At 71.8% G+C, this 23,587-nt stretch carries 22 protein-coding genes, 1 pseudogene and 1 riboswitch; of the genes and pseudogenes, 17 read left to right on the top strand and 6 right to left on the bottom strand.

The window, feature by feature from the left end; translation table 11 throughout:
• Positions 1 to 66: 66 nt before the first annotated feature.
• Positions 67 to 561, bottom strand: a complete 495-nt coding sequence (locus SRB5_RS33065; protein WP_228390638.1) for a hypothetical protein — start codon at positions 559 to 561, stop codon at positions 67 to 69.
• Between the two features lie 132 nt (positions 562 to 693).
• Here SRB5_RS33065 and SRB5_RS33060 point away from each other — a divergent pair, with 132 nt between their 5' ends.
• Together SRB5_RS33060 and SRB5_RS33055 are read left to right on the top strand one after the other, a co-directional pair.
• Positions 694 to 1,617, top strand: a complete 924-nt coding sequence (locus SRB5_RS33060) for a helix-turn-helix domain-containing protein (protein ID WP_323378892.1) — start codon at positions 694 to 696, stop codon at positions 1,615 to 1,617.
• Positions 1,614 to 1,823, top strand: coding sequence for a DUF397 domain-containing protein (locus tag SRB5_RS33055; RefSeq protein WP_323378891.1), 210 nt, complete (start codon positions 1,614 to 1,616; stop codon positions 1,821 to 1,823). The genes SRB5_RS33060 and SRB5_RS33055 overlap by 4 nt, the downstream gene beginning before the upstream one ends.
• Here the strand turns inward: SRB5_RS33055 and SRB5_RS33050 are convergent.
• The 3 genes from SRB5_RS33050 to rocD all read right to left on the bottom strand — a co-directional run bounded on the left by SRB5_RS33050 (position 1,820) and on the right by rocD (position 4,092).
• Positions 1,820 to 2,377, bottom strand: coding sequence for a hypothetical protein (locus SRB5_RS33050; protein ID WP_153457176.1), 558 nt, complete (start codon positions 2,375 to 2,377; stop codon positions 1,820 to 1,822). The genes SRB5_RS33055 and SRB5_RS33050 overlap by 4 nt on opposite strands.
• A gap of 121 nt (positions 2,378 to 2,498) precedes the next feature.
• The gene (locus SRB5_RS33045; protein ID WP_153457175.1) at positions 2,499 to 2,804 is read right to left on the bottom strand and encodes a hypothetical protein; all 306 of its coding nucleotides are present in this window, start codon (positions 2,802 to 2,804) and stop codon (positions 2,499 to 2,501) included.
• Between the two features lie 85 nt (positions 2,805 to 2,889).
• Complete coding sequence (rocD, locus tag SRB5_RS33040) at positions 2,890 to 4,092, bottom strand: ornithine--oxo-acid transaminase (protein ID WP_323378890.1); 1,203 nt, start codon at positions 4,090 to 4,092, stop codon at positions 2,890 to 2,892.
• Positions 4,093 to 4,238: 146 nt separating this feature from the next.
• A riboswitch (ZMP/ZTP riboswitch) is annotated at positions 4,239 to 4,328 on the top strand.
• Positions 4,329 to 4,357: 29 nt separating this feature from the next.
• Here rocD and SRB5_RS33035 point away from each other — a divergent pair.
• From SRB5_RS33035 to SRB5_RS36900, 4 genes and pseudogenes are all read left to right on the top strand, one after another.
• Positions 4,358 to 5,623 carry a serine hydroxymethyltransferase gene (locus SRB5_RS33035; RefSeq protein ID WP_153457174.1) on the top strand — a complete coding sequence of 422 codons (1,266 nt, stop codon included), beginning with the start codon at positions 4,358 to 4,360 and terminating at the stop codon, positions 5,621 to 5,623.
• Positions 5,624 to 5,800: 177 nt separating this feature from the next.
• Complete coding sequence (gene trpS / locus SRB5_RS33030; protein WP_153457173.1) at positions 5,801 to 6,817, top strand: tryptophan--tRNA ligase; 1,017 nt, start codon at positions 5,801 to 5,803, stop codon at positions 6,815 to 6,817.
• 12 nt (positions 6,818 to 6,829) lie between these two features.
• Positions 6,830 to 7,420 (top strand): 2'-5' RNA ligase family protein, encoded by a 591-nt coding sequence (locus SRB5_RS33025; protein WP_323378889.1) that lies wholly within the window; start codon positions 6,830 to 6,832, stop codon positions 7,418 to 7,420.
• Positions 7,421 to 7,447: 27 nt separating this feature from the next.
• Positions 7,448 to 8,215: pseudogene (locus SRB5_RS36900) on the top strand (YihY/virulence factor BrkB family protein); the annotation flags it as partial.
• Here SRB5_RS36900 and SRB5_RS33015 read toward each other — a convergent pair.
• Complete coding sequence (locus SRB5_RS33015; protein WP_407704024.1) at positions 8,132 to 9,490, bottom strand: D-alanyl-D-alanine carboxypeptidase family protein; 1,359 nt, start codon at positions 9,488 to 9,490, stop codon at positions 8,132 to 8,134. The pseudogene SRB5_RS36900 and the gene SRB5_RS33015 sit on opposite strands and share 84 nt — an antisense overlap.
• Before the next feature lie 114 nt (positions 9,491 to 9,604).
• Between SRB5_RS33015 and SRB5_RS33010 the strand changes: the two genes are divergently transcribed.
• The 7 genes from SRB5_RS33010 to SRB5_RS32980 all read left to right on the top strand — a co-directional run bounded on the left by SRB5_RS33010 (position 9,605) and on the right by SRB5_RS32980 (position 18,005).
• Positions 9,605 to 9,847 carry an SCO4848 family membrane protein gene (locus SRB5_RS33010; RefSeq protein WP_153457171.1) on the top strand — a complete coding sequence of 81 codons (243 nt, stop codon included), beginning with the start codon at positions 9,605 to 9,607 and terminating at the stop codon, positions 9,845 to 9,847.
• 4 nt (positions 9,848 to 9,851) lie between these two features.
• Complete coding sequence (locus tag SRB5_RS33005) at positions 9,852 to 11,141, top strand: metallophosphoesterase (protein WP_153457170.1); 1,290 nt, start codon at positions 9,852 to 9,854, stop codon at positions 11,139 to 11,141.
• Between the two features lie 28 nt (positions 11,142 to 11,169).
• Positions 11,170 to 12,591, top strand: coding sequence for a DUF2079 domain-containing protein (locus SRB5_RS33000; protein WP_323378888.1), 1,422 nt, complete (start codon positions 11,170 to 11,172; stop codon positions 12,589 to 12,591).
• Positions 12,588 to 13,067, top strand: coding sequence for a GNAT family N-acetyltransferase (locus SRB5_RS32995; protein ID WP_153457169.1), 480 nt, complete (start codon positions 12,588 to 12,590; stop codon positions 13,065 to 13,067). The genes SRB5_RS33000 and SRB5_RS32995 overlap by 4 nt, the downstream gene beginning before the upstream one ends.
• A 72-nt stretch (positions 13,068 to 13,139) precedes the next feature.
• Complete coding sequence (locus SRB5_RS32990) at positions 13,140 to 13,829, top strand: response regulator transcription factor (protein WP_153457168.1); 690 nt, start codon at positions 13,140 to 13,142, stop codon at positions 13,827 to 13,829.
• A complete protein-coding gene (locus tag SRB5_RS32985) occupies positions 13,826 to 15,352 on the top strand; it encodes a sensor histidine kinase (RefSeq protein WP_323378887.1) in 1,527 nt (508 codons plus the stop codon). The genes SRB5_RS32990 and SRB5_RS32985 overlap by 4 nt, the downstream gene beginning before the upstream one ends.
• A 130-nt stretch (positions 15,353 to 15,482) precedes the next feature.
• Positions 15,483 to 18,005, top strand: coding sequence for an MMPL family transporter (locus SRB5_RS32980; protein WP_323378885.1), 2,523 nt, complete (start codon positions 15,483 to 15,485; stop codon positions 18,003 to 18,005).
• Positions 18,006 to 18,177: 172 nt separating this feature from the next.
• Here SRB5_RS32980 and SRB5_RS32975 read toward each other — a convergent pair whose 3' ends face one another.
• The gene (locus tag SRB5_RS32975) at positions 18,178 to 19,095 is read right to left on the bottom strand and encodes an NADP-dependent oxidoreductase (protein WP_153457167.1); all 918 of its coding nucleotides are present in this window, start codon (positions 19,093 to 19,095) and stop codon (positions 18,178 to 18,180) included.
• An 83-nt stretch (positions 19,096 to 19,178) separates the two neighbouring features.
• Here SRB5_RS32975 and SRB5_RS32970 point away from each other — a divergent pair, with 83 nt between their 5' ends.
• The 4 genes from SRB5_RS32970 to SRB5_RS32955 form a co-directional block, all read left to right on the top strand.
• Complete coding sequence (locus SRB5_RS32970; protein ID WP_153457166.1) at positions 19,179 to 19,793, top strand: TetR/AcrR family transcriptional regulator; 615 nt, start codon at positions 19,179 to 19,181, stop codon at positions 19,791 to 19,793.
• A gap of 47 nt (positions 19,794 to 19,840) precedes the next feature.
• Positions 19,841 to 20,227, top strand: coding sequence for a hypothetical protein (locus SRB5_RS32965; protein ID WP_153457165.1), 387 nt, complete (start codon positions 19,841 to 19,843; stop codon positions 20,225 to 20,227).
• Positions 20,227 to 22,425, top strand: a complete 2,199-nt coding sequence (locus SRB5_RS32960; protein WP_153457164.1) for a DUF4132 domain-containing protein — start codon at positions 20,227 to 20,229, stop codon at positions 22,423 to 22,425. The genes SRB5_RS32965 and SRB5_RS32960 overlap by 1 nt, the downstream gene beginning before the upstream one ends.
• Positions 22,426 to 22,550: 125 nt before the next feature.
• The coding region (locus tag SRB5_RS32955) for a DUF4328 domain-containing protein (protein WP_153457163.1) at positions 22,551 to 23,587 on the top strand (1,037 nt) is incomplete at its 3' end.

The following is a 23,587-nucleotide window of genomic DNA, read 5'->3' as shown; positions in this document are numbered from 1 at the left end:
GTGGTGAGAGGACGGGCCTCTGCTATTCGCGTGAGGGACGGTGACCATTGGCGATGCTTCCGTTACTCAGGGGAGGGGATCGCGGCGCTGTGAGGGCGGGGGCGTGATGGCCGCATCCCGCGCATACGCAGTGCCTGCCGGGTTCGGCACCGGGCCGTAGTCCTCGGCGTGGTCTCTCATCAGCACGGCGAGCAGTTCCGGATCGGAGTGGACCTCGGCGGTGTGCTGCCAGGTGATGAGCGTCTGGGCGACGCACGCGTTGTTGCCGACCGTGTCGGCCTCGCGCATGGTGTCGACCAACTCGTCGGCGAAGGCCCGGAGATCGGGCTCGGGCAGGAAACGAACCCAGGGGAGCGCGTCCGGCAGCATGCCGACGAGCAGGTCCGTGCTGCTGGGCTCCCGCCGGGCAGGCATCCGGGTGTCCTCGAAGAATCCGCTGAAGTCGAGCTTGCCCGACTTCACGGCATCGACGGAATGTTGGCGCAGGGGGCGCTTGGCGGCGTCCTCCGACGCGGTGCGCGTGAGCGTCCCGACGTCCGGGTCGGATTTGGCTCGAGTCATGGGGGGCCTCTCGGCAGATCGTGGTCGGCGGACGTCTGCTCGGGATCTCGGTGTCCGAGGCGATGCCGACGTCCATGGGGCCACGCGCATCATGCCTGATCCGGGCGGTGGGTCTGAGGTGGTTGTACCCGTGTGGGTGACCGGCTGCTGTTCGTGGGGTTTGGATCGCTGTGCGCTGTTACGTTCGCCGCGGTTCAGTTGTTCGGCGGCGGTGAGGGGGTTCCCATGGGTAGGCATCCACGGGAGTTGGATCCGGCTTCGTCTCCCAAGGCGTTCTTCGGGGCCGAGTTGCGGCGGTTGCGGGAGGAGGCTGGGCTGTCGCAGGAGCGGTTGGGGGAGTTGGTGTTTTGTTCGGGGACTTATATCGGGCAGATCGAGACCGCTGTGCGGTCGCCTCAGTTGGATCTGGCCGAGCGGATCGATGAGGTGTTGCAGACCGGGGGGTATCTGGCCCGGCTGTGTCCGATGGTGATGCGGTCCCGGCACGCGCGGTTCTTTGCGGCAGCGGCGGAGCTTGAGACGGCGGCCACGACCATCAGTCAGTATGCAGGCGCGCTCATCCCCGGCCTGCTGCAGACGGAGTCCTATACACGCGCGCTGATCAGGGCCGCGTTTCCCCGGCTGCCCAAGAGCGAACTGGACGAGCGGGTGGCCGCCCGCATGGAACGGGCCCGGCTCCTGGACGGCGCGGCGCAGCCCGAGCTATGGGTGATTCTGCACGAGGCGGCCCTCAGGCCCGTCGTGGGTACGCCCCTGATCGCGGCCGAGCAGTTGCTGCGTATCGGCGAGGTGGCGTGTGAGGGCCGGGTCCTGGTTCAGGTGCTGCCGTTCTCGTCCGGCGCGCACGCCACGAACTCCGGCTCTTTCCGGATCATGACGTTCGCCGACGCTCCGCCGATGGTGTACGAAGAGGGCCAGTACGCCGGGCAGTTGCTCGACGACCCGGCCCTGGTCGCGATGTACCAGCGGGGATACGATCTCGCCAGGGCCGTCGCCCTTTCTCCGGAGGCGTCCCTCGCGTTGATCGAATCGGCAGCGGAGGAGCACACGAAGTGAGCACCGATCTGAGCGCCGCGCGCTGGCGGAAGTCCTCGTACAGCAATGCCGCCGGTGGCGACTGCATCGAGGTCGCCGACGGCTATCCCGGCCTCATCCCCGTCCGCGACAGCAAGAACCCGAGCGGGCCCGCGCTCGTCTTCACCGCCGACGCCTGGGCCGCGTTCGTCGCCGCCGTCGCGGCCGGGGACGTCGCCAACTCCTAAACAGGGCAGGGCAGATACTCCAGGCTCAGCTCATGGTCCACCGCGGAGCTCGTCCGCATGGACGCCGCCGAGACCTGCTCCCACGAGCCGTACTTCAGGTACAGCTGGTCCGCCGTCGGGCCCACCGGGTTGCCGTACTTCTCCTGGTTGCGCTGCTCCAGGAGCGCCACCTCCTCCGGCGACATGCCGGCCCGGGTGATCTCCTTCGCGTCGTTGCGCATGTCGACCAGCTCGCGCGCGATCGTCTCCTCCGAGGCGCCCGTGGCGCGGAGGTCCGCCTCCGTGCGGTGCATGTCCTCCAGGAGACCGTGGTACGCCATCCGCGTGCGCTGGGCCTCGACCTTCTCGTCCATCGGCATGACGCGGATCCGGCAGACCACCGGGTCCGTGCTGGGGCACGGGTCGTCGGCGGCGACGGGGGCCGCCAGGGGGGCCGTGATGACCGAGCCGCAGGGGTCGCAGGCTGCTGCGGAGGCGGCGTCGACGCCCAGTAAGGCGACGGCGGCGAACAGCGGGAGCAGGGCGCGCGAGAAGCGCGAGGGGGAGAGACGCATGCCGTGCAGCCTGGCGGAGGGCGGGCCGGGGGTCCGTGTGACACACCGGTGATCACTCGATCAGGGCGCAGCCCCGGCACCAGTCCGATCTGCTCGTGGCTGACCTCGGTGGAGAGGCCGACTACGACGGCGGGCAGCGCGGGACGGCCGCGAGGATGTCGTTGATGCGGCCGTTGCTTCGCTCGTAGCCCTCGCCGCCGTCCTCCAGAAGCATGATCGAGCGGATCTCGTCCGGCGTCAGCCCGCGATCGTGAAGGGCGATGACCTGCTCCCGCCAGGCGATCGCCGCTCCGGCGCCGTCGATGGCGTAGGCCTGCGACAGCGCCCGGTTCGCCTGGCGCAGGGTCACTACGGCGATTGCGATCGCGATGACGTTCCCGATCACGCCGGCGAGGGCGGCGAACGCCGTCCAGAAGTTCTCACCCATGAATGGCCCCCCAGTGGATGAACGATCACTGGGGGGCGATTGTGCACCCTCAAGTACTGTCAGAAAAGGGGGACTTGAGGGAAATCTAGCCCGCCAACACCGCCCGCAGCTGATCCAGCCCCCAGTCCAGGTCCTCCTTCGAGATCACCAGCGGCGGCGCGAGGCGGATCGTCGAGCCGTGGGTGTCCTTCACCAGGACCCGGCGGGCCAGCAGCCTCTCCGAGATCTCGCGCCCCGTCCCGTGCGCCGGGTCGATGTCGACGCCCGCCCACAGCCCGCGTCCGCGGACCTCGCGGACGGCGCCGCCGGTGAGCAGGCCGAGCTCGCGGTGGAGGTGGTCGCCGAGCTCCGTGGCGCGCCGCTGGTACTCGCCGGTGCGCAGCATCGCGATCACCTCCAGGGCGACGGCGCACGCGAGGGGGTTGCCGCCGAACGTCGAGCCGTGTTCGCCGGGGCGGAAGACGCCCAGGATCTCCGCCGACGCGACGACCGCCGACACCGGGACGACGCCGCCGCCGAGGGCCTTGCCGAGGATGTAGACGTCGGGGACGACGTCCTCGTGTTCGCAGGCGAAGGTGCGGCCCGTACGGCCGAGGCCCGACTGGATCTCGTCCGCCATGAAGAGCACGTTCCGCGCCGCCGTCAGCTCCCGCACCCCGCGCAGATACCCCGCCGGCGGCACCAGCACCCCCGCCTCGCCCTGGATCGGCTCCAGCAGCACGGCAACGGTGTCGTCGTCCACGGCCGCCTCCAGCGCCGTGAGGTCGCCGTACGGGACGATCTCGAAGCCGGGGGTGTACGGGCCGTAGTCCGCGCGGGCCTCGGGGTCGGTGGAGAAGCTGATGATCGTCGTCGTCCGGCCGTGGAAGTTGTCCGCCGCGACGACGATCTTCGCGCGGCCGTCCGGCACGCCCTTGACCCGGTACCCCCACTTGCGGGCGGTCTTCACCGCCGTCTCGACGGCCTCCGCGCCGGTGTTCATCGGGAGCACCATGTCCTTGCCGCACAGCGCGGCGAGCTCGGCACAGAACGCGGCGAACCGGTCGTGGTGGAAGGCGCGCGAGGTCAGCGTCACCCGTTCCAGCTGGGCGCGGGCGGCGTCCAGCAGCCGCCGGTTGCCGTGGCCGAAGTTCAGGGCCGAGTAGCCAGCCAGCATGTCCAGATAGCGCCGGCCCTCGACGTCGGTCATCCAGGCGCCGGAGGCGGAGGCGACGACGACGGGCAGCGGGTGGTAGTTGTGCGCGGAGTGCGCCTCAGCTTCGTCGATGAGGTCGGTGGTACGCGTCACGGCTTACGGCTCCTTCGTGGGTGCTGGAGGAGAGAGGGTGCGCCCTTGTGGGGCGTACGTTCATCGTGCCCCGCCGCACCGCGACCGTAAGCCGACCGAATGGCGGGACGGCCGGGTGCGGGCGGCGGACCTTCACTATCGTGGACGGCGGGCGCCGCGACTGGCGAACGTGGAAGTGACCACGGGGGAACGGCGCCCGGACCGCACACGAGGTGCCGCCCGCCTGGGCACCCCGGGACGACTCGACGACCCGGAGGTTTGCGCGATGCCCCTCGACCACCCCGCCCTGAACGCCGCCGATCCCGACCTCGCCGCCCTCGTCGGCGCCGAGGAGCGGCTGCAGGCCGACACCCTGCGCCTGATCCCCAGCGAGAACTACGTGTCCGCCGCCGTACTGGAGGCCACCGGCACGGTCCTCACCAACAAGTACAGCGAGGGCTACCCGGGCCGCCGCTACTACGAGGGCCAGCAGAACATCGACCCCGTGGAGCTCCTGGCGATCGACCGGGCGAAGGCCCTCTTCGGCACCGAGCACGCCAACGTCCAGCCCTACTCCGGCTCCCCGGCGAACCTCGCCGCGTACCTGGCGTTCGCCGAGCCCGGCGACACCGTGATGGGCATGGCCCTGCCGATGGGCGGGCACCTCACCCACGGCTGGGGCGTCTCGGCGACGGGGAAGTGGTTCCGGGGCGTGCAGTACGGCGTACGCCGGGACACCGGCCGCATCGACTTCGACGAGGTGCGCGAGCTGGCCCTCAAGGAGCGCCCCAAGCTGATCTTCTGCGGCGGTACGGCCGTCCCCCGCACCATCGACTTCGCCGCCTTCGGCGAGATCGCCCGCGAGGCCGGCGCCGTCCTGGTCGCGGACGTCGCGCACATCGCCGGCCTGATCGCCGGCGGCGCCCACCCCTCGCCCGTCCCGCACGCCGACGTGATCTCCACGACCACCCACAAGACGCTGCGCGGCCCGCGCGGCGCGATGCTGCTGGCGACGAAGGCGGACACCGGCAAGCTGATCGACAAGGCCGTCTTCCCCGGCCTCCAGGGCGGCCCGCACAACCACACCACGGCCGCCATCGCCGTCGCCCTGAGGGAGGCCGCGCAGCCGTCCTTCCGCGCGTACGCGGCCCAGGTCGTCGCCAACGCGAAGGCCCTGGCCGAGGCCCTGGCCGAGCGGGGCTTCGACCTCGTGTCCGGCGGTACGGACAACCACCTCATCCTGATGGACCTCACCCCCAAGGACGTCCCCGGGAAGATCGCGGCGAAGGCCCTGGACCGCGCGGGCATCGTCGTGAACTACAACACCGTCCCGTACGACCCCCGCAAGCCCTTCGACCCCTCCGGCGTCCGCATCGGCACCCCGTCCCTGACGTCCCGCGGCCTGGGCACGGAGCACATGCCGGCGGTGGCCGACTGGATCGACCGCGGCGTCACCGCGGCGGCGTCAGGCGACGAGACGGCGCTGAAGGCGATCCGCGCGGAGGTCGCGGAGCTGATGGCGGCCTACCCGGCGCCGGGTCTGGCCGAGTAGCCGGGCATCGTACCGACGGGGCCCGGTCCGCCGGGCCCCGTCGGCATGCGGTCCCGGGCGGGGGGCGTCGGGGTGCCCACAAGCCGTACCGTGTCCTACGTCTCGTCCGCCCCCGGCCTTCGTCACCGTGCCGCAGCACACGCCCGCGAAGGCCTCCGCACCTGAGAGAATGGACCCATGGCAGTCAGCGATCGTCCTCGTGTGCTCTCCGGGATCCAGCCCACCTCGGGCTCGTTCCACCTCGGCAACTACCTCGGCGCCGTGCGCCAGTGGGTGGCCCTGCAGGAGTCCCACGACGCCTTCTACATGGTGGTGGACCTGCACGCGATCACGGTGCCGCAGGACCCGGAGGCGCTGCGCGCCGCCACCCGGCAGGCGACCGCGCAGCTGCTCGCCGCCGGTCTGGAGCCCGAGCGCTGCACGCTGTTCGTCCAGAGCCACGTGCCGGAGCACGCGCAGCTCGCCTGGGTCATGAACTGCATCACGGGCTTCGGCGAGGCCTCCCGGATGACGCAGTTCAAGGACAAGTCCGCCCGGCACGGCGCCGCCGCCACCAGCGTGGGCCTGTTCACGTACCCGATCCTCCAGGTCGCCGACATCCTGCTGTACCAGGCGGACGCCGTCCCGGTCGGCGAGGACCAGCGCCAGCACGTCGAGCTCACCCGTGACCTCGCGGAGCGCTTCAACACCCGCTTCGGCCAGACGTTCACCATGCCGGCGCCGTACATCCTGAAGGAGACGGCGAAGATCTACGACCTGCAGGACCCGGGTATCAAGATGAGCAAGTCGGCGTCGTCGCCGAAGGGCCTCGTCAACCTGCTCGACGAGCCGAAGGTCACCGCCAAGAAGATCAAGAGCGCCGTCACCGACACCGACACGGTCGTGCGCTACGACCCGGAGCACAAGGCCGGCGTCTCCAATCTGCTCACCATCTACTCCACGCTCACCGGGGCGACCATCCCCGATCTGGAGCAGCGGTACGAGGGCAAGGGCTACGGTGCGCTCAAGACCGATCTGGCCGAGGTGGTGACCGAGTGGGTGACCCCGTTCCGGGAGCGTACGCAGGCGTTCCTCGACGACCCCGAGACCCTGGACGCCATCCTCGCGACCGGCGCCGAGAAGGCCCGCGCGGTCGCGGCGGAGACGCTCGCCCAGGCCTATGACAGGGTGGGCTTCCTGCCCGCCAAGCACTGACAGGGAGACGACGTGGGGACCGTGACGCTCGGCGTTTCGATCGCGGTCCCGGAGCCGTACGGCAGCCTGCTCCAGCAGCGCAGGGCCGGCTTCGGGGACACCGCGGCGGGCGGCATTCCCACGCACGTGACGCTGCTCCCGCCGACGGAGGTCGCGCGGGAGCGGTGGCCGGCCGTGGAGGAGCATCTGGCGCGGGTGGCGTCCCGGCAGGTGCCGTTCCCCATGCGGCTGTCGGGCACGGACACGTTCCGGCCGCTGACGCCGGTGGTGTTCGTCAAGGTCGTCGAGGGCGCGGCGGCCTGCTCCTGGCTGCAGGAGCGGGTGCGGGAGGCGGACGGGCCGCTGGCGCGCGAGCTGATGTTCCCGTACCACCCGCACGTGACGGTGGCGCACAAGATCGACGAGTCCGCGATGGACACGGCGTACGCGGCCCTCGCGGACTTCGAGGCCGCCTGGTCGGTGGGCGCCTTCGCGCTGTACGAGCAGGGCGCCGAGGACGGCGTCTGGCGGCTGCGGCGGGAGTTCGCGTTCGGCTCGCACGAGCCCCGGCAGACGCTGCCCACCCAGCAGGCGTGTACGGAACGGGCGTCGTCACCGGGGTGAGCTTCACCGGGTCCGTAGATTGACCCCATGGAGCTCACCCGGCTTGTCGGCCCGTACACGGCCCGCATCACGCGCACCCGTGCGTGGCGGGTCTACGAGTATCTGGACGAGCGGCGCTGGAACCGGCTGGCCGCCTCCATCACCTTCTCCAGCTTCATCGCCCTCTTCCCCCTGCTCACCGCGATCGCCGCGTTCGCCGCCGCCTTCCTCACCACCGGCCGCCGCGACCGCCTCGCCGACTGGATGGCCGAACAGGTCCCCGGCATCGCCGACCAGCTCGACCTCGACGCCCTCTTCGCCAACGCCGGCACCGTCGGCCTCATCGCCCTGGGCCTGCTGCTGCTCACCGGCCTGAACTGGATCGGCGCCCTGCGCGACTGCCTGCGCGCCGTCTGGGACCGCGACGACCGCGACGCCGGCTTCCTCCTCGGCAAGCTCAAGGACGCCGGCGTCCTGCTGGGCCTGGGCGGCGCCCTCCTGGTCTCCGTCGGCGTGTCCGTGACCGCCGCCACCGCCGCCCGTACCGTCGTACGGGCCATGGGCCTGTCCGACCACGGCGCCGGACTGTGGCTGCTGACCGCCGCCGGCTTCACCACCGCCGTCGCCGCCGACTTCCTGCTGATGCTGTACGTGCTGACGCGCCTGCCCGGAGTATGGCCGGAGCGCCGCGACGTCCTCGTCGCGGCGCTCCTCGGGGCGGTCGGCTTCGAGCTACTGAAGCTGCTCCTCAGCGGCTACCTTTCCGGTGTCGCCTCCCGCAACGTCTACGGGGCTTTCGGCGTCCCCGTCGCCCTCGTCCTGTGGATCAGCTTCATGGCCCGCCTCGTCCTGTGGTGCGCGGCGTGGACGGCGGCCCCGCACCAGCTCCGGCAGCGGCCGGAAGCGGTGGACGACCAGGACGACCAGGGCGAGGAAGAGCAGTGAGCCGCCGGTGACGTACAGGGCCATCCCGATGCCGCCCTGGTCGTCCGCCGCCTGCTTCTTCTCGCCGGCCGCGGCGTCGTCCCGCGCCGCACCGTCCTGGTTCTTCTCGCTGGTCTTGGCGTCCTCGACGTCCTTCAGCGAGCTGCGCGGGGGCACCAGCTGACCGACCGGGGTCACCTGGTCACCGGCCTTGAAGCCCCAGTCCAGCAGCTTGGCGGCCTCCCGGTAGACGGCGTTGTGCCCGGCGTCCTCCGCCGGGTGCATCACGGTCACCAGCAGCACCCGGCCGTTTCGCTCGGCGATCCCGGTGAAGGTGGCGCCGGCCTCGGTGGTGTTGCCGTTCTTGATCCCGGCGATGCCTTTGTACGGGTCGAGGTCGTAGTCGCCGGTCAGCAGCCGGTTGGTGTTCTGGATCTCGAACGTCTTCCCCTTCTCGCCGGGGAACTGCGCCCGCGCCGTCGCGGCGTAGGAGCGGAAGTCGGGGTTGAGCATGCCCTCGCGGCCGAAGAGCGTCAGGTCGTACGCGGAGGACGTCTGGCCGGGGGCGTCGTAGCCGTCGGGCTCGACGACGTGGGTGTCCGCGGCGCCGAGCTCGGCGGCCTTGGCGTTCATCTCCGCCACGGTCTGCGGCTTGCCGCCGTTCTTGCTGGTCAGCACATGGACGGCGTCGTTGCCCGAGCGCAGGAAGACGCCCAGCCAGAGGTCCTTCATCGTGTAGGTCTGGTCCTCCTTGATGCCGACCAGACTGCTGCCCTCGCCGAGGTCCTCCAGATCGGACGCCTGCACCGTGTACTGCTGGGTCGCGGGGTACTTCGGCAGCAGGGTGTCCGCGAAGAGCATCTTCAGCGTCGACGCCGGCGCCAGCTTCCAGTGCGCGTTGTGCGCCGCCAGTACCTGGCTGGTCTCCGCGTCCGCGACGATCCAGGACCGCGCGGTGAGCTTCTTCGGCAGCTGCGGCGCCCCCTCGGCGATCTGCACCTGGGTTCCGGACTGGCCCAGGAGCTCACCGCCCACGTTCGACATGGTGTCGGGGGGCATCGGCTGGTCGTCGTCCTGGGCGGCGGCGATCCCGCTGAGGGGGCCGAGCACGAGCAGGGCGGCGGTGGTGAGCTTCACCACGGCGTTAGTCAGATAAGAGGACGGCACGGCCCGAACTTACCTGGCCCGCGCGGGCAAAGGGACCCCACAGGGTCCGTTTGGCTGGATGCCCCCGCCCACCCCCTCGGGCCGGGGCGCCGCGGGTCTGCATACCCTGCACGTATGCACATCGGTCGACGCGGTTCGCTTTTCCTCCTCGCCTTCGGGGTGTGGTCGTGGTTCATCTGGATCACTTTTGTTAAAAACTTGGCCGCCGACGGCAGCGGGCTGGCGTTCGACGACGCGGGTGATCCGACGGGCTACTTCTGGGTTCATCTGCTGCTCGCGATCACGTCCTTCGTGCTCGGCACGGTGATCGGAGTGATCGGATGGCGGGGCGTACGCGCGAACAGGAGCGGGGGATAACTCCATGATCGTCGGGGCGATAGCGGTGGCCGCCGGGCTGGTGGCCCTGGTGCACTGGTACCTGTGGCGGCGGCTGGTGCGGGACACCACCGTCAGGGGCTCGCGGGCCCGGCGGTGGCTGACGGTGCTGCTGGTCGCGCTGCCGGTGACCTCGTTCGCGGCCTTCGGGACCGAGCGGGCGGGGGCGAACTTCACGCTGCAGAAGGTCTTTGCCTGGCCCGGGATGCTGTGGCTGACGGTGCTGCTCTACGTGACCCTCGGCCTGTTCGTGGGCGAGCTGGTCCGGCCCCTGCTGCGGCGGTGGCTGGAGCGGCGGGCCGCCGGCACCGCGGTCGTGGTGGAGGCGGACCGCGAGGCCGCCGTCGCGGCGCTGGCGCAGAAGGTCGTCGCCGGGGGCGGGAGCGTACCGGCGGAGGAGGTGCCGGAGCCGTCCGCGCCCGCCTCGGCTTCCGACGACGCCGGTGCGGTGTCCCGGCGGCTGTTCGTCGCCCGTACCGTGGCCGTCGGTGCCACCGCCGTGGCCGCGGGGACCGTGGGGTACGGGGCGTACGGGGTGCTGGGCAGGGCGCCGAAGGTCAAGCGCGTGACGATCCCCCTGGCCAAGCTGCCGCGGGCCGCGCACGGCTACCGGATCGCCGTCGTCAGCGACATCCACCTCGGTCCGATCCTGGGGCGCCACCACACCGAGCGGATCGTCGCGACGATCAACCGCACCAACCCGGACCTGGTCGCCGTCGTCGGTGACCTCGTCGACGGCACCGTCGAACACCTCGCTCCCGCCGCCGAACCGCTGCGGCGGCTGCGCTCGCGCGACGGGTCGTTCTTCGTCACCGGGAACCACGAGTACTTCTCCGGCGCCGACGCCTGGGTCGAGCACGTCCGCGAGCTGGGCCTCCACCCGCTGCAGAACGAGCGCGTGGAGATCGCCGGCTTCGACCTGGCCGGCGTCAACGACCTGAACGGCGAGGACGAGGGCGAGGGCCCCGACTTCGACCGGGCGCTCGGCGACCGCGACACCTCCCGCGCCTCGGTGCTGATGGCCCACCAGCCGGTCGTCATCCACGACGCCGTCAAACACGGCGTCGACCTGCAGCTCTCCGGCCACACCCACGGCGGCCAGGTCTGGCCCGGCTCACTGATCGCCAAGCTGGCGAACCCGACGGTGGCGGGGCTGGAGCGGTACGGGGACACTCAGCTGTACGTGACCCGGGGCGCCGGCGCCTGGGGGCCACCGGTGCGGGTGGGGGCCGAGTCGGACATCACCGTCGTCGAACTGGCGTCGCGGCAGGCGTGAGGGCGCCTGTCCGGGGAGGGAGGGCCGGGTGACCGGTACGCAGACCGGGACCGTCGTCGCACCGCGTACGCCGGGCGATGACGCGGCGGCGGAGGAGCGGGTGCCCTGGCGGCCGTATCTCTGGTTGTTCGGGGGGCTGTTCGCCGCGTACTCGCTCTACTCGCAGCTGCAGCTGGCCCACTTCGGCTCCCCGTCCTGGGATCTGGCGATCTTCGAGCAGGAGGTACGGGCCTACTCCGACTTCCGCTCGCCGGTCGTGGACATCAAGGGCCCCGGCTTCATGATCCTCGGCGACCACTTCTCGCCGCTGGTGGCACTGCTCGTACCGCTGTACTGGATCTGGCCGTCCCCGGCGGCCCTGCTCGTCGCGCAGGCGGCGCTCTTCGCGGGGTCCGCCGTGATCGTCGGCCGGACCGCCGCCCGGTTCCTCGGGCGCCGGGCGGGGGTGGGGCTGGCGCTGGCGTACGGGCTGTCGTGGGGTGTGCAGGAGGCGGTCAAGGCCGACTTCCACGAGGTCGCCCTCGCGGTGCCGCTGCTCGCGCTCGTGTGCCGGGCGCTGCTGCTCGAGCGGTGGCGGGCGGCGGCGCTGTGGTCGCTGCCGCTGCTGCTGGTCAAGGAGGATCTGGGGATCACGGTCGCCGTGGTCGGCGGGCTGCTGTTCTGGTACGGGCAGCGCCGCCTCGGGGTGGCGCTGGCGGGGACGGGCCTGGTGGCGTTCGCGGTCACGGTGTGGGTGCTGATCCCGGCGGCGAACTCCGCGGGCCGGTACGACTACTGGACGAAGGTCTCCGTCACCGGCGAGGACCAGCAGCCGGGGCTGATGGACAGCGTGCTGGACGTGTTCAGCAACAGCGTGAAGATCGAGATGGTCTTCTTCGTCTTCGCCGTGACGGGCTTCCTGGCCCTGCGCTCGCCGCTGGCGGCGCTCGCGCTGCCGACGCTGGGCTGGCGGCTGCTGTCGCACGAGCCGTACCACTGGGGCATGGGCTGGCACTACAGCGCCACCCTGATGCCGATCGTCTTCCTGGCCGCCGCCGACGGCGTCCGCCGCGCCCGCAACTCCCCGCGCCCCTGGCTCGCCTCGTACGCGAAGGTCGCCGTCCCCGTGATGACCGCCGCGTCCCTGGCGCTCACCCAGCACCTCCCGCTGCGCGATCTCCTGCGCCCCGAGACGTACCACTCCGACCCGCGTATCGAGGCCGCGAAGGGCGCGCTCGAGGCGATCCCCCCGGGCGCCTCCGTCGAGGCGGACGTGCCGTTCCTGGCCCATCTCACCGCCGACCACAGGGTGTACTGGCTGGGCGGCGCCGAGTCCGTCACCCCCGACGCCATCGCGGTGCGCGCCACGTACGCGGGCGCGGACCCGGTGGCGTACGCGAACCAGCTGCACCCGGGGGAGCCGTGGCGGCTGGTGTTCCAGCAGGACGAGTACGTGGTGCTGCTGCGATGATCACCACCGCCCGGCTGACCCTCCTCCCGCTGGCCGTCGAGCACGCCGACGAGATGGCCGCCGTCCTCGCCGACCCCGCCCTGCACACGTTCACCGGCGGCGCCCCGTACACCCCCGACGCCCTGCGTGCCCGCTACGAACGCCTCGTCGCCGGCTCCCCCGACCCGGCGGTGGGCTGGCGGAACTGGGTGATCAGGCTGGAGTCCGAGCAGTGCCTGACCGGGACCGTGCAGGCCACGGTCACCGGGGCGACGGCGGAGGTCGCCTGGGTGGTGGGCACCGCCTTCCAGCGGCGGGGGATCGCCGCGGAGGCCGCCCGCGCGCTCGTCGGACGGCTGCGCTCGGAGGGGATACGGACCGTCGTCGCGCACATCCACCCCGGCCACAAGGCGTCCGCCGCCGTCGCGCAAGCGGCGGGGCTGGCGCCCACCGGCCGCGTGCACGACGGCGAGGTCCGGTGGGAGTCGGCCGGCTGACGGCGCGGACTCACAGGGGATTCCCAGGAAACCGCCCGGACCCCGGCCCCGTACCGACGCGATACTGACCGGATGAGCAGCGCTACGGTCCTCATCGTCGAAGACGAGCCCGGCATCGCGGACGTCCTGCAGATCACCCTCCGCTTCCACGGGCTCGACCCCCTCACCGCCGGCACGTGCGCCGAGGCCCTGGCCCTGGCCCGGGAGCAACGGCCGGACCTGGTGCTGCTCGACGTGATGCTGCCGGACGGCACCGGCTGGCAGGTGTGCCGGGAGCTGCGCGCCGAACGCGAGGACCTCGCCGTCATCTTCCTCACCGCCCGCGACGCCTCCTCCGACGTGCTGGGCGGGCTGGCGCTGGGCGGCGACGACTACATCACCAAGCCGTTCAACGTCGACGAGGTCGTCGCCCGCATCCGCGCCGTCCTGCGCCGCACCCGCACCCCCGCCCCGCCCGTCTCCACGGTGCTGACGCACGGCGACGTGGAGCTGGACGAGGCCACGTTCACCGTCCGCCGGGCGGGACGGCCCGTGGACCTCACGCCCACCGAGTTCAACCTGCTGCGCCACCTCATGCGCAACCCCCGGCGGATCCTCACCAAGGACGAACTGCTGCGTCAGGTCTGGAGCTTCGACTCCTCCGTCGAATCGACGGTCGTCGAGACGTACATCAGCTATCTGCGGCGCAAGCTGGACCCCCTGGGCACCCCGCTGATCGAGACCCGGCGCGGCGTCGGCTACGGACTGCGGGGCACGGCGTGAACGCCCGCTGGCCCACCTGGTGCCGGCCGCGCCGGCCGCACACCCTGCGCGGGAAGCTCAGCGCCATCAACGCGATGATCCTCACCCTCGGGCTGCTGCTCGCCGGGTGCGCCAGCATCGCCGGCACGCAGCTGCTGCTGATGAGCGAGGTGGACGAGTCGGTGCGGTCCGAGATGGCGGGGCTGTCGGGCGCGGAGATCAACTCCCGGGCGCTGATGGGCATCTGCTCCTTCGCGGAGGGCCTCACCGACCGGGGCGACGCCCGGCTCACGGAGAGCTTCGGCCGCCAGTCGTTCATCCTCCTCGACGCCGCGGGCCGCCCCCTCCCGATGTGCGAGATGTTCACCCACACCCCGGCCGAGAACGCCGACGCCTATGTACGGGCCATCGGTGACCCCGTCGCCCTGGCGGACTCCGGTGAACTCGCCTCGATCGAGGTGGCCGGGGAACACCACCGCGTCGGCGTCGCCCGCCTCGACGACGGCGCCCTCGCCGTCACCAGCACCCGCTACGACGGTGTGCTGAAGGCCGTGCACAAGCTGCTGTACCTCGAGGCCGTGATCGCCGTCGGCCTCATCGCCCTGCTGATCCTCGCCTCCCGCACCGCCGCCCGGCGCAAACTCCGGCCGCTGGAGGACATGGTGAAGACGGCCTCCGCGATCTCCGAGGGCGACCTGTCCCGCCGCGTCGACACCTCCCGCAAGGGCAGCCGGGAGGTCGAGCAGCTGCGCGAGGCCCTGAACGTGATGCTGCACCAGATCGAGGGCGCCATGCGCACCCGCGAGCACGCCACCGCCCAGCTGCGGCAGTTCCTCGCCGACGCCTCCCACGAGCTGCGCACCCCGCTGTCCACCATCCGCGGCTATCTGCAGCTCTACCGCCGGAGGATGCTCGACGACGAGGAGAAGGAGCGCGCCCTCACCCGCTCCGGCGAGGAGGCCGAGCGGATGGCCCGGCTCGTCGACGACCTCCTCGCCCTGGCCCGGCTGGAGGCCCGTCCGGTACGCGACCACCGCCCCGTCGACCTGGCGTGCCTGCTGCGCGACGCCGCCGCCGACCTCGCCGCCCAGCAGCCGCGCCGGGTGGTCGAGGTGGCGGCGGACGACCCGGTCACCGTGACCGGCGACGAGGCCCAGCTCCGCCAGATCGCGGCGAACCTGCTGGCCAACGTGCGTACGCACACCCCCGAGTCGGCCGCCGTGTCCCTCGGCGTACGGGTGGAGGACGGCGGCGCGGTGCTGCGGGTCGCCGATCACGGGCCGGGGATGCGGGAGGAGGACGCGGCGCGGATCTTCGACCGGTTCTTCCGGGCGGACCCCGACCGGATGGGGGTACCCCCTGCTCGAGCGAAGCCGAGAGCTCGGGGGAGGGTCGCCGGGGGCAGTGGGCTGGGGATGGCGATCGTCCGGGCGGTGGCCGAGGCGCATGACGGGACGGTGACGATCGATACCGCGCCGGGTCAGGGGCTGACCGTAACGGTGCGGATTCCGATCGCTGTCCGTGCGTTTGCTGAGCGAACCTGAGAGTTCGCTGTGAGCCCGCTGGGGGACCGCTGAGTCGCCTTGGTGGACGGTCCGGCTCCGGTGAGCCTTGAACGGTGAGCCCTGTACTGCGTACAAGGCCGTCCGTACCCGTCCGTCAAGGAGTTCAGCCGTGGCCGCACTGGCACGCTTCTGCTTCCGGCACCGCTACGTGGTGCTGCTGCTCTGGGTCGTCGCCCTCGCCGGCATCGGCCTCGCCGGCAGCGCCGCGGGCACCCACTACAGGAACGACTTCGAGCTGCCCGGCACCGAGTCCAGCCACGCCGTCGACCTGCTGAAGAAGGAGTTCCCCGACAGCGCCGGCGACACCGACACGGTCGTCTGGCAGGTCCCCGAGGGCCGCGACGTACGCGACGCCGAGGTCCGTACGGCCATGACCGCCGCACTGACGAAGGTCGACGGCCTGCCGCAGATCGGCGAGGTGCGCAGCCCGTACGCGAGGACCGGCGCCGCCCAGATCAGCGAGGACGGCCGGATCGCCTACGCCGAGGTCGTCTTCACCGAACAGGCCTACAGCGTCCAGAAGGACGAGGTCGAGCAGGTCATCGACGCCGCGCAGAGCACCCGCGGCGACGTCGACGGGCTGCGCGTGGAGCTCGGCGGGCAGGCCATCCAGGCCGCCCAGGAGCCGCCCGGCGGGCTCGCCGAGGGCGTCGGCATCCTGGCCGCCGCGGTCATCCTCACCTTCGCCTTCGGCTCGCTGCTGGCGATGCTGCTGCCCATCATCTGCGCGGTGTTCGGCATCGGCGCCGGGCTGATGACCGTCGGACTGCTCAGCCACACCTTCAACATGGGCGACATCGCCCCGCTGCTCGGCAGCCTCATCGGGCTCGGCGTGTCCATCGACTACGCCCTGTTCATCGTCACCCGCCACCGCACCGGGCTGCGCCGCGGCCTGGACCCGGAGGAGGCCGCCGTACGGGCCCTCAACACTGCCGGACGCGCGGTGCTGTTCGCCGGCGGCACGGTGTGCGTGGCGCTGCTGGGCATGCTGACGCTGGGGATGAGCTTCCTCAACGGGATCGCGGTCGCCGGGTCCGTCACGGTGCTGTTCGGCGTCGCGGCGGCCGTCACGCTGCTCCCGGCGCTGCTGGGGGTCCTCGGCACGCGGGTGCTGTCGCGGCGTCAGCGGCGGCGGCTCGCCGAGCACGGGCCGGAGGCGGAGGCCGTCACCGGGCGGTCCGCGCGCTGGTCGGCGCTGGTGGAGCGGCGGCCCCGGGTGATCGCCGCCGTCGCCGCCGTGATCATGGTGCTGGTCGCCGTACCGCTGCTGTCGCTGCGGCTGGGCACCACCGACCAGGGCAACGACCCCGAGTCGGCCACCACGCGCAAGGCGTACGACCTGCTCGCCGAGGGCTTCGGCCCCGGGTTCAACGGGCCCCTCGCCCTCGTCGCCGAGATCCCCGCCGACGGCGACCGGGCCGCCCTGGACCGGCTGGTGGCCGCCGTCGGCGACACCGAGGGCGTGGCGGCCGTGGCGCCCGCGCCCGTACCGGAGGGGGCGCGGCTGACGGTCGTCACCGTCGTACCGACGACGTCGCCGCAGTCCAAGGCCACCGACGAGCTGATCGACCGGCTGCGGGACTCGGTGATCCCCGAGGCCGAACAGGGGTCGACGCTGCGGGTGTCCGTGGGCGGGGCGACCGCCATCAACAAGGACTTCGCGGCCGTCATCAGCGACAAGCTGCCGCTGTTCATCGGCGTGATCATCGCGCTGGGGTTCGTGCTGCTGCTGCTCGCCTTCCGGTCGCTCGTCGTACCGCTGACGGCCGCGCTGATGAACCTGCTGGCGGCCACCGCGGCGTTCGGGATGCTGGTCGCCGTCTTCCAGTGGGGCTGGGGGAGTTCGCTGCTCGGGCTCGGTGACGAGGTGCCGATCAACTCCTTCCTGCCGGTGATCATGCTGGCGATGCTCTTCGGGCTGTCGATGGACTACCAGGTGTTCCTGGTCAGCCGGATGCACGAGGAGTGGGTGCACACCCGGGACAACGCCCGCGCGGTACGGGTCGGGCTCGCCGAGTCCAGCCGGGTGATCAACTCGGCGGCGATCATCATGGTGTGCGTCTTCAGCGCGTTCATCCTCTCCGGGGACATCGGCGGCGTGATGGCGGGCCTGGGGCTGGCGGGGGCGGTGGCGCTGGACGCCTTCGTCATCCGGACGATGCTGGTGCCGGCGGTCATGCATATGGTCGGGCGGGCCAACTGGTGGCTGCCGGGGTGGCTCGACAGGCGGCTGCCGCATGTGGCGGTGGAGCCGGCCGAGGACGCGGTGGTTTCTTCGCCCGCGCCTTCGCCGGTGCCTGTGCCTTCGCGGGAACTGGTGACGGTGGGTGCTTTGAAGGCTCCCGTGCCGGTCGGTGGGGGCGGCGCTCCGGAACCGGCCGTGATCCGCGGGACCGTGCGGGACTCGCTCGGGGTGCCGCTGCCGCGGTGCGCGCTCACCCTGCTGTCGGGGGCCGGGCGGCAGGTGGGCAAGACGCGGTCGGGGGACGACGGGAGCTACGAGCTGACGGCGCCCGGGAGCGGCTCGTACACCCTCGTCGCCACGTCGCCGGCGCTCGGGGCGGCGAGCGTGCACGTGCTGGTGGGGACGGGGGCCGTCGAACGGGATCTGACGATCGCGATCGAGGACTGACCCCGCCGGTCACGGGCCCGGTGTGCGCCTCCCCCCGCGAGGCGCACACCGGCCCGGCGCCCCCGTCACAGGGCGCGCGCGGCGGGCACCGCCACCGTGGAGCTGACGCTACCGGGCCCCACTGACAACGCCGCCTTCGTGAGGAGGCGTTGTTGGTGGGGCCCGGGTCGTTTCAGGGGCGTACGCGGATCACCGTCTTGCCGCCGCGTTTTGACGTCGGGTCGAGCGCGGCCACCGCGTCGTCCAGGGACGCGACGGTGCCGATGTCCGGGCGCAGCCGGCCGTCCCGTACCCGCTGGACGATCTCACCCAGCTGGGCGCGGTCGGGCTCGACCACGAAGTCGACCGCGAGCCCGTCCGCGGGCCGCGCCTCGGCCGGTCCGACGACGGACACGAGCGTGCCCCCGGCCCGGACCAGGCCCGCGGACCGCTTCTGGATGTCGCCGCCGATGACGTCGAAGACCAGATCCACCTGGCCGACGTCCTCGAGGGTGTCGTTCTCGAGGTCGACGAACTCCATGGCGCCGAAGTCGAGCGCCTTCTGCCGTACGGCGGAGCGCCCGGTGCCGATGACGTACGCGCCGAACTCACGCGCGAGCTGCGTCACCGTCGACCCGACGGACCCGGCCGCCCCGTGCACGAGGACGCTCTGCCCCGCCCGCAGCCGGCCGTGGTCGAACAGGCCCTGCCACGCGGTCAGCCCGGAGATCGGCAGGCTCGCGGCCACCGTGAAGTCGACGTCCCCCGGCAGCGGGGCGAGGTCGCGGGCGGCGACGGCGGTGTACTCGGCCAGGGTGCCGTCGCGGTGCCAGTCGGTGAGGCCGAACACGCGCTGGCCGACGGTCAGTCCCGTCGTGCCGTAGCCGAGGGCGGTGACGACCCCGGCCAGCTCGTGCCCCGGGACCGAGGGGGTGCGGTCGCGGTCGAGGCGGTCGGTCCAGGTCGAGGGCCACTCCAGCTCGGTCGGGACGAAGCCCGAGGCGTGGACGCGGACGACGACGTCGTTCAGCGCCGGCGTGGGCTCGGGGCGGGACGTCAGTGTCATTCCGGCTGTTCCGGCGGTCTGGTCGGTGACGGTAATCGCTTTCATGCGGGTGCCTTTCTGTCCGTTCCTGACACCCTTCCTACCGAATGCGAAATGTAATATCGAGTCCAAAAAATCTTGGAGACTCCATGACCCAGACAGTTCCCGTCCGCTCGCTCACCGCGAAGGGCGAACGGACCCGGGCGAAGATCGTGGACGCGGCGGCCGACCTGATGTTCCGGGACGGCGTGGCCGGGACGACGGTCGAGGACCTCTGTGCGGCGGCCGGCGTCGGACGATCGCAGGTCTACCACTACTTCGACGACAAGACCGAGCTGGTCCGCGCGGTCATCGAGAGGCAGGCGGAGCTTGTCTTCGGCGGTCAGGAGCCTCATCTCGCCCACGTCGAGGGGTGGGAGAGCTGGGAGGCGTGGCGTGACTTCGTCGTCGGGACGCAGCGGCGGGCCGGCTGCGTCGGTGGCTGTCCGCTGGGTTCGCTGGCCAGTGAGCTGGCGGACGAGGACGAACTGACGCGCGGGATACTGGTCCTGAGCTTCGGGCGGTGGGAGGGCGCCTTCCGGGACGGGGTGCGGCGGATGCAGGACCTCGGGCTGGTGCGCGCGGACGCGGACCCGGCCGGGCTGGCGACGACCCTGCTGGCGACGCTGCAGGGCGGGCTGCTGCTGTGCCAGGTCGCGAAGGACGTCGCGCCGCTGGAGGCGGCCCTGAACGGGGCCATCGGGTATCTGCGGTCGTTCGCCTGACCTGGGGGGACGGCCCGTTGTCGGTGGCGGCCGCTAGCGTTTTTCGTATGACAACGGTCACCTTCGTCGACGAGACGACCACGGGGGAGCGCCGCGGGGCCTGGGCGCTGGACATCGCCGAGGAGCGGCTGACGCTGCGTGAGCTGGTGCGGCGGCGGGTGTTCCAGGAGGTCGCGGAGTACAACGCCCGCAGTGCGGGGGCGTTCCGGGGGCTCGTGCAGCCCACGGACACGGAGCGGACGCTGAACGGGGAGCGGGAGCGGCGGCGGATAGACCCGGGGCGGCAGTTCGAGCTGGCGGTGCAGGCGTTCGGGCGCAACGGGTTCCTGGTGCTGGTGGGGGAGCGGCAGGTGGAGGAGCTGGACGAGGAGCTCGAGCTGCCGCTGGGCACGGAGGTCACGTTCCTGAAGCTCGTGCCGCTGGTGGGTGGCTGATGGCGGGCACGGAGGCGGTACGGGTGGTGCTCGACCCTGGGAAGTTGGCGGACCTCGCCAGGAAAGACGTCGAGCTGGACACCGGGCTGCTCATACGGGTCGTCAAGGCGGAGCTGGCGGCCGGCCGGACGGTGCCGCCCGGGGTTGTTGCCGTCGTCCGGCGGACCTCGCTGTCGCTGTGGAACGGTGAGGCCGAGCTTCGTGGGCTCCTGGCCAGGCTTCCCGACCCCGTGCTCAATCCGGGGGAGGAGTGGTCGGACGCGGTGCTGGAGGGCTTCCCGCTGCTGGGGGAGGGCTGGCGGCGGCTGGTGGAGCACGCGCTCACCGCGACCGGGGCCAAGCCGACGGTGGGCTGGGCGAAGAGCGGGCGGGCGCTGATCGGGGAGATCGGCGAGGACGAGGTGCGCGGACGGCTGTGCTCCTGGCTCGCCCGGGTGGGGAGGCCCCGTCGGTTGCTCCTCGTCGGGTATCTGACCAGCAACACGAACCAGACGTACGACCCGTACAACGCCGTCGCCCTGCGCGGCATCGCCTGGCTGCTCTCCCTCCTGCCCCCGCATCCGGATACCGCACGGGCGCTGGGCCGGCTGGTCGAGACGTCCCTGCGCAAGGTCGCGGGCGTGGGGCCGCGTAGCCCCAAGGTCGCCGGGGCGGGTGTCGTCGCCCTCGGGCGGATCGACGGGGTCGAGGCGCTGGGGGAGCTGGCGCGGCTGTCGGCGACGGTGACGTACAAGACGACGCTCAAGCAGGTCAACCGGCTCCTGGAGATCCGGGCCAAGGACCTCGGGCTCAGCCGCGCGGACGTGGAGGAGCTGGCCGTTCCCGCGTACGGGCTGACGGAGGTGGGCCGGCGCACGGTGGTCCTCGGGGACGCCACGGGCGAGGTCGCGGTGGTGGGCGGGAAGGCGGTGCTGGGCTGGCGCAACGCGGCGGGGCGGACCGTCAAGAGCCCGCCGGTGTCGGTGCGGCGGGAGCACGTCGACGCGCTGAAGGAGCTCAGGGCGCAGGTCAAGGACATCGGGAAGATGCTGACGGCCCAGTCGGAGCGCCTGGACCGGCAGTTCCTGGCCCGCCGGCAGTGGACGTACCGGGTGTGGCGGGAGCGGTTCCTGGACCATCCGCTGGTCGGGACCCTGGCCCGGCGGCTGCTGTGGACCGTCGACGGCACGTCGTGCGGCTTCACCGACGGCGCCCTGCGCGGTCTCGACGGGGCGGAGGTCGCCGGTGGTGACGACGCCGTCGTGGAGCTCTGGCATCCGGTGGGCCGGCCCGTCGAGGAGATACGGGCCTGGCGCGACCGCCTCGAACAGCACGGGGTCACCCAGCCGTTCAGGCAGGCCCACCGCGAGGTGTATCTGCTGACCGACGCCGAGCGCGCCACCGGCACGTACTCCAACCGGTTCGCGGCGCACATCGTGCGCCAGCACCAGTTCAACGCCCTGGCCGCCGTCCGCGGCTGGCACGCCCGGCTGCGGCTGGGCGTGGACGACACGCTGCCGCCGCCGGTGCGGGAGCTGCCCGAGTGGGGGCTGCGGGCGGAGTTCTGGGTGGAGGGCGCGGACCACGAGGGCTTCTCCGACGCCGGCGCGTATCTGCGGCTGGCCACCGACCAGGTGCGGTTCTATCCGGCCGGGTCCCGGGCCAACAGCGCCCATGTGGGAGGCGGCGGCGGCTACACCCCGGACCACTGGGGCCGGGAGGAGATCCACGGCCCGCTGCCGCTGGACGGCATACCGCCGCTGGTCCTGAGCGAGGTGCTGCGGGACGTCGACCTGTTCATCGGCGTGGCCAGCCTCGGCAACGACCCGACGTGGCGGGACGGCGGACCCGCGGGGCTGCACCGGGAGTACTGGGCGGAGTACGGCTTCGGCGAGCTGTCGCAGACCGCCGGGACCCGGCGGGACCTCCTCGCGCGGCTGCTGCCCCGGCTGGCGATACGCGACCGCTGCCGGATCGAGGGCCGGTTCCTGCATGTCGAGGGGAAGCGGCACGTGTACCGGATCCATCTGGGGTCGGGGAACGTCTTGATCGACCCGGAGGGGAAGTATCTGTGCATCGTCCCGGGGCGTGGGCAGAGCGATCCCGACGGGTATCTGCCCTTCGAGGGTGACCGGTTGCTGTCCGTGATCCTCAGCAAGGCGATGCTCCTCGCCGACGACACCGCGATCACCGACCCGACGATCACCAGTCAGCTCTGAGGCGTGCGGGGTCTCTGATACGCAAGACAGTGGACGGGCCGCCTCCGGCTGACGTAGATTCCGCAGGCGCTCGTGGCCCGAGCCGCAGTTCAGGGCCGCATTCAGCACAAGGGGAGGGGACCCGCATGCTCTGCGTCGATTGCCGGAACCAGCCGGCCGTCACGCCCGACGGCCGCTGCCGGATCTGTTCGGTGGCGGACGCCGTCACGGCGAAGGAGGCGGCGGACCAAGGGGCGCCGCAGGCCGGGCCTTACGGGGCGCCGCAGCCGGGGCCGTACGGACAGCCGCCGCAGCCCGGACCGTACGGTCCGCCGCAGCAGCCCATGCCCTACGGGGCGCCGGGGTTGCCGGTGCACGGGCCGCTCGGTCCGCTGCCCATGGGGCCGTTCCACCCGTACCGGGGTCTCGGCGGGCTCTCCGTCGCGCTGTACGCCCTGCTCGGGCTGTGTATCGCGGCGGACCTCTTCTCGGTGTTCGCCGGTGTCGGGGTGCGGGACGTGATGGACCGGGTCTACACCGCCGAGGAAAGCGAGTTCGACCACGCGGATGCGCTGTACGCACTGTCGGGCGTGTTCCAGATCGTCGCGCTGATCGCCACCGGGGTGGTGTTCGTCATCTGGTTCCACCGGGCCCACCGGAACGCCGCGTCCTTCCGGAGCGGGCCGCTGCGGATGGGGTCGGGCTGGACGATCGGGGCATGGTTCATCCCGTTCGCCAACTTCGTGATCCCCAAGAAGATCGCCAACGACATCTGGCAGTGCAGCACGCCGCCGACGCTCGACGGGAACTTCCAGTTGTCCAGACGCGGTCTGCTCAACGCCTGGTGGATCGTGTTCGTGGCAGACCGGATCATCGACCAGATCGCGGCCCGGCAGTACAACGGCGCGGAGCTGCCGGACGAGTTGGGTGATGCCGCCGGCACGATGATGCTCGCCGACGTGCTCGATATCGCCGCTGCGGTCCTGTGCGTCCTGGTCGTCCGCAAGCTCACGTCCATGCAGGAGATACGCAACTCGCTGGCCCTGGGCATGGCGGGCGCCCTTGTGCGTCCCGGCGCCGCGCTGGATCACCAACACCCGCCCGTCCCGTCGGAGTACGGCCACCACGGCCTCACGCATCGCCATGCGGGCGACCCTATCCTCCGGGGCGGCTCGAGCCGTAG

The sequence above is a fragment of the Streptomyces smaragdinus genome (genome assembly GCF_009604385.1).
In the GTDB taxonomy this organism is placed as follows: domain Bacteria; phylum Actinomycetota; class Actinomycetes; order Streptomycetales; family Streptomycetaceae; genus Streptomyces; species Streptomyces smaragdinus.
The sequence above is the reverse complement of the archived record's forward strand: the minus strand, read 5'-3'. Positions and strand labels throughout refer to the sequence as shown.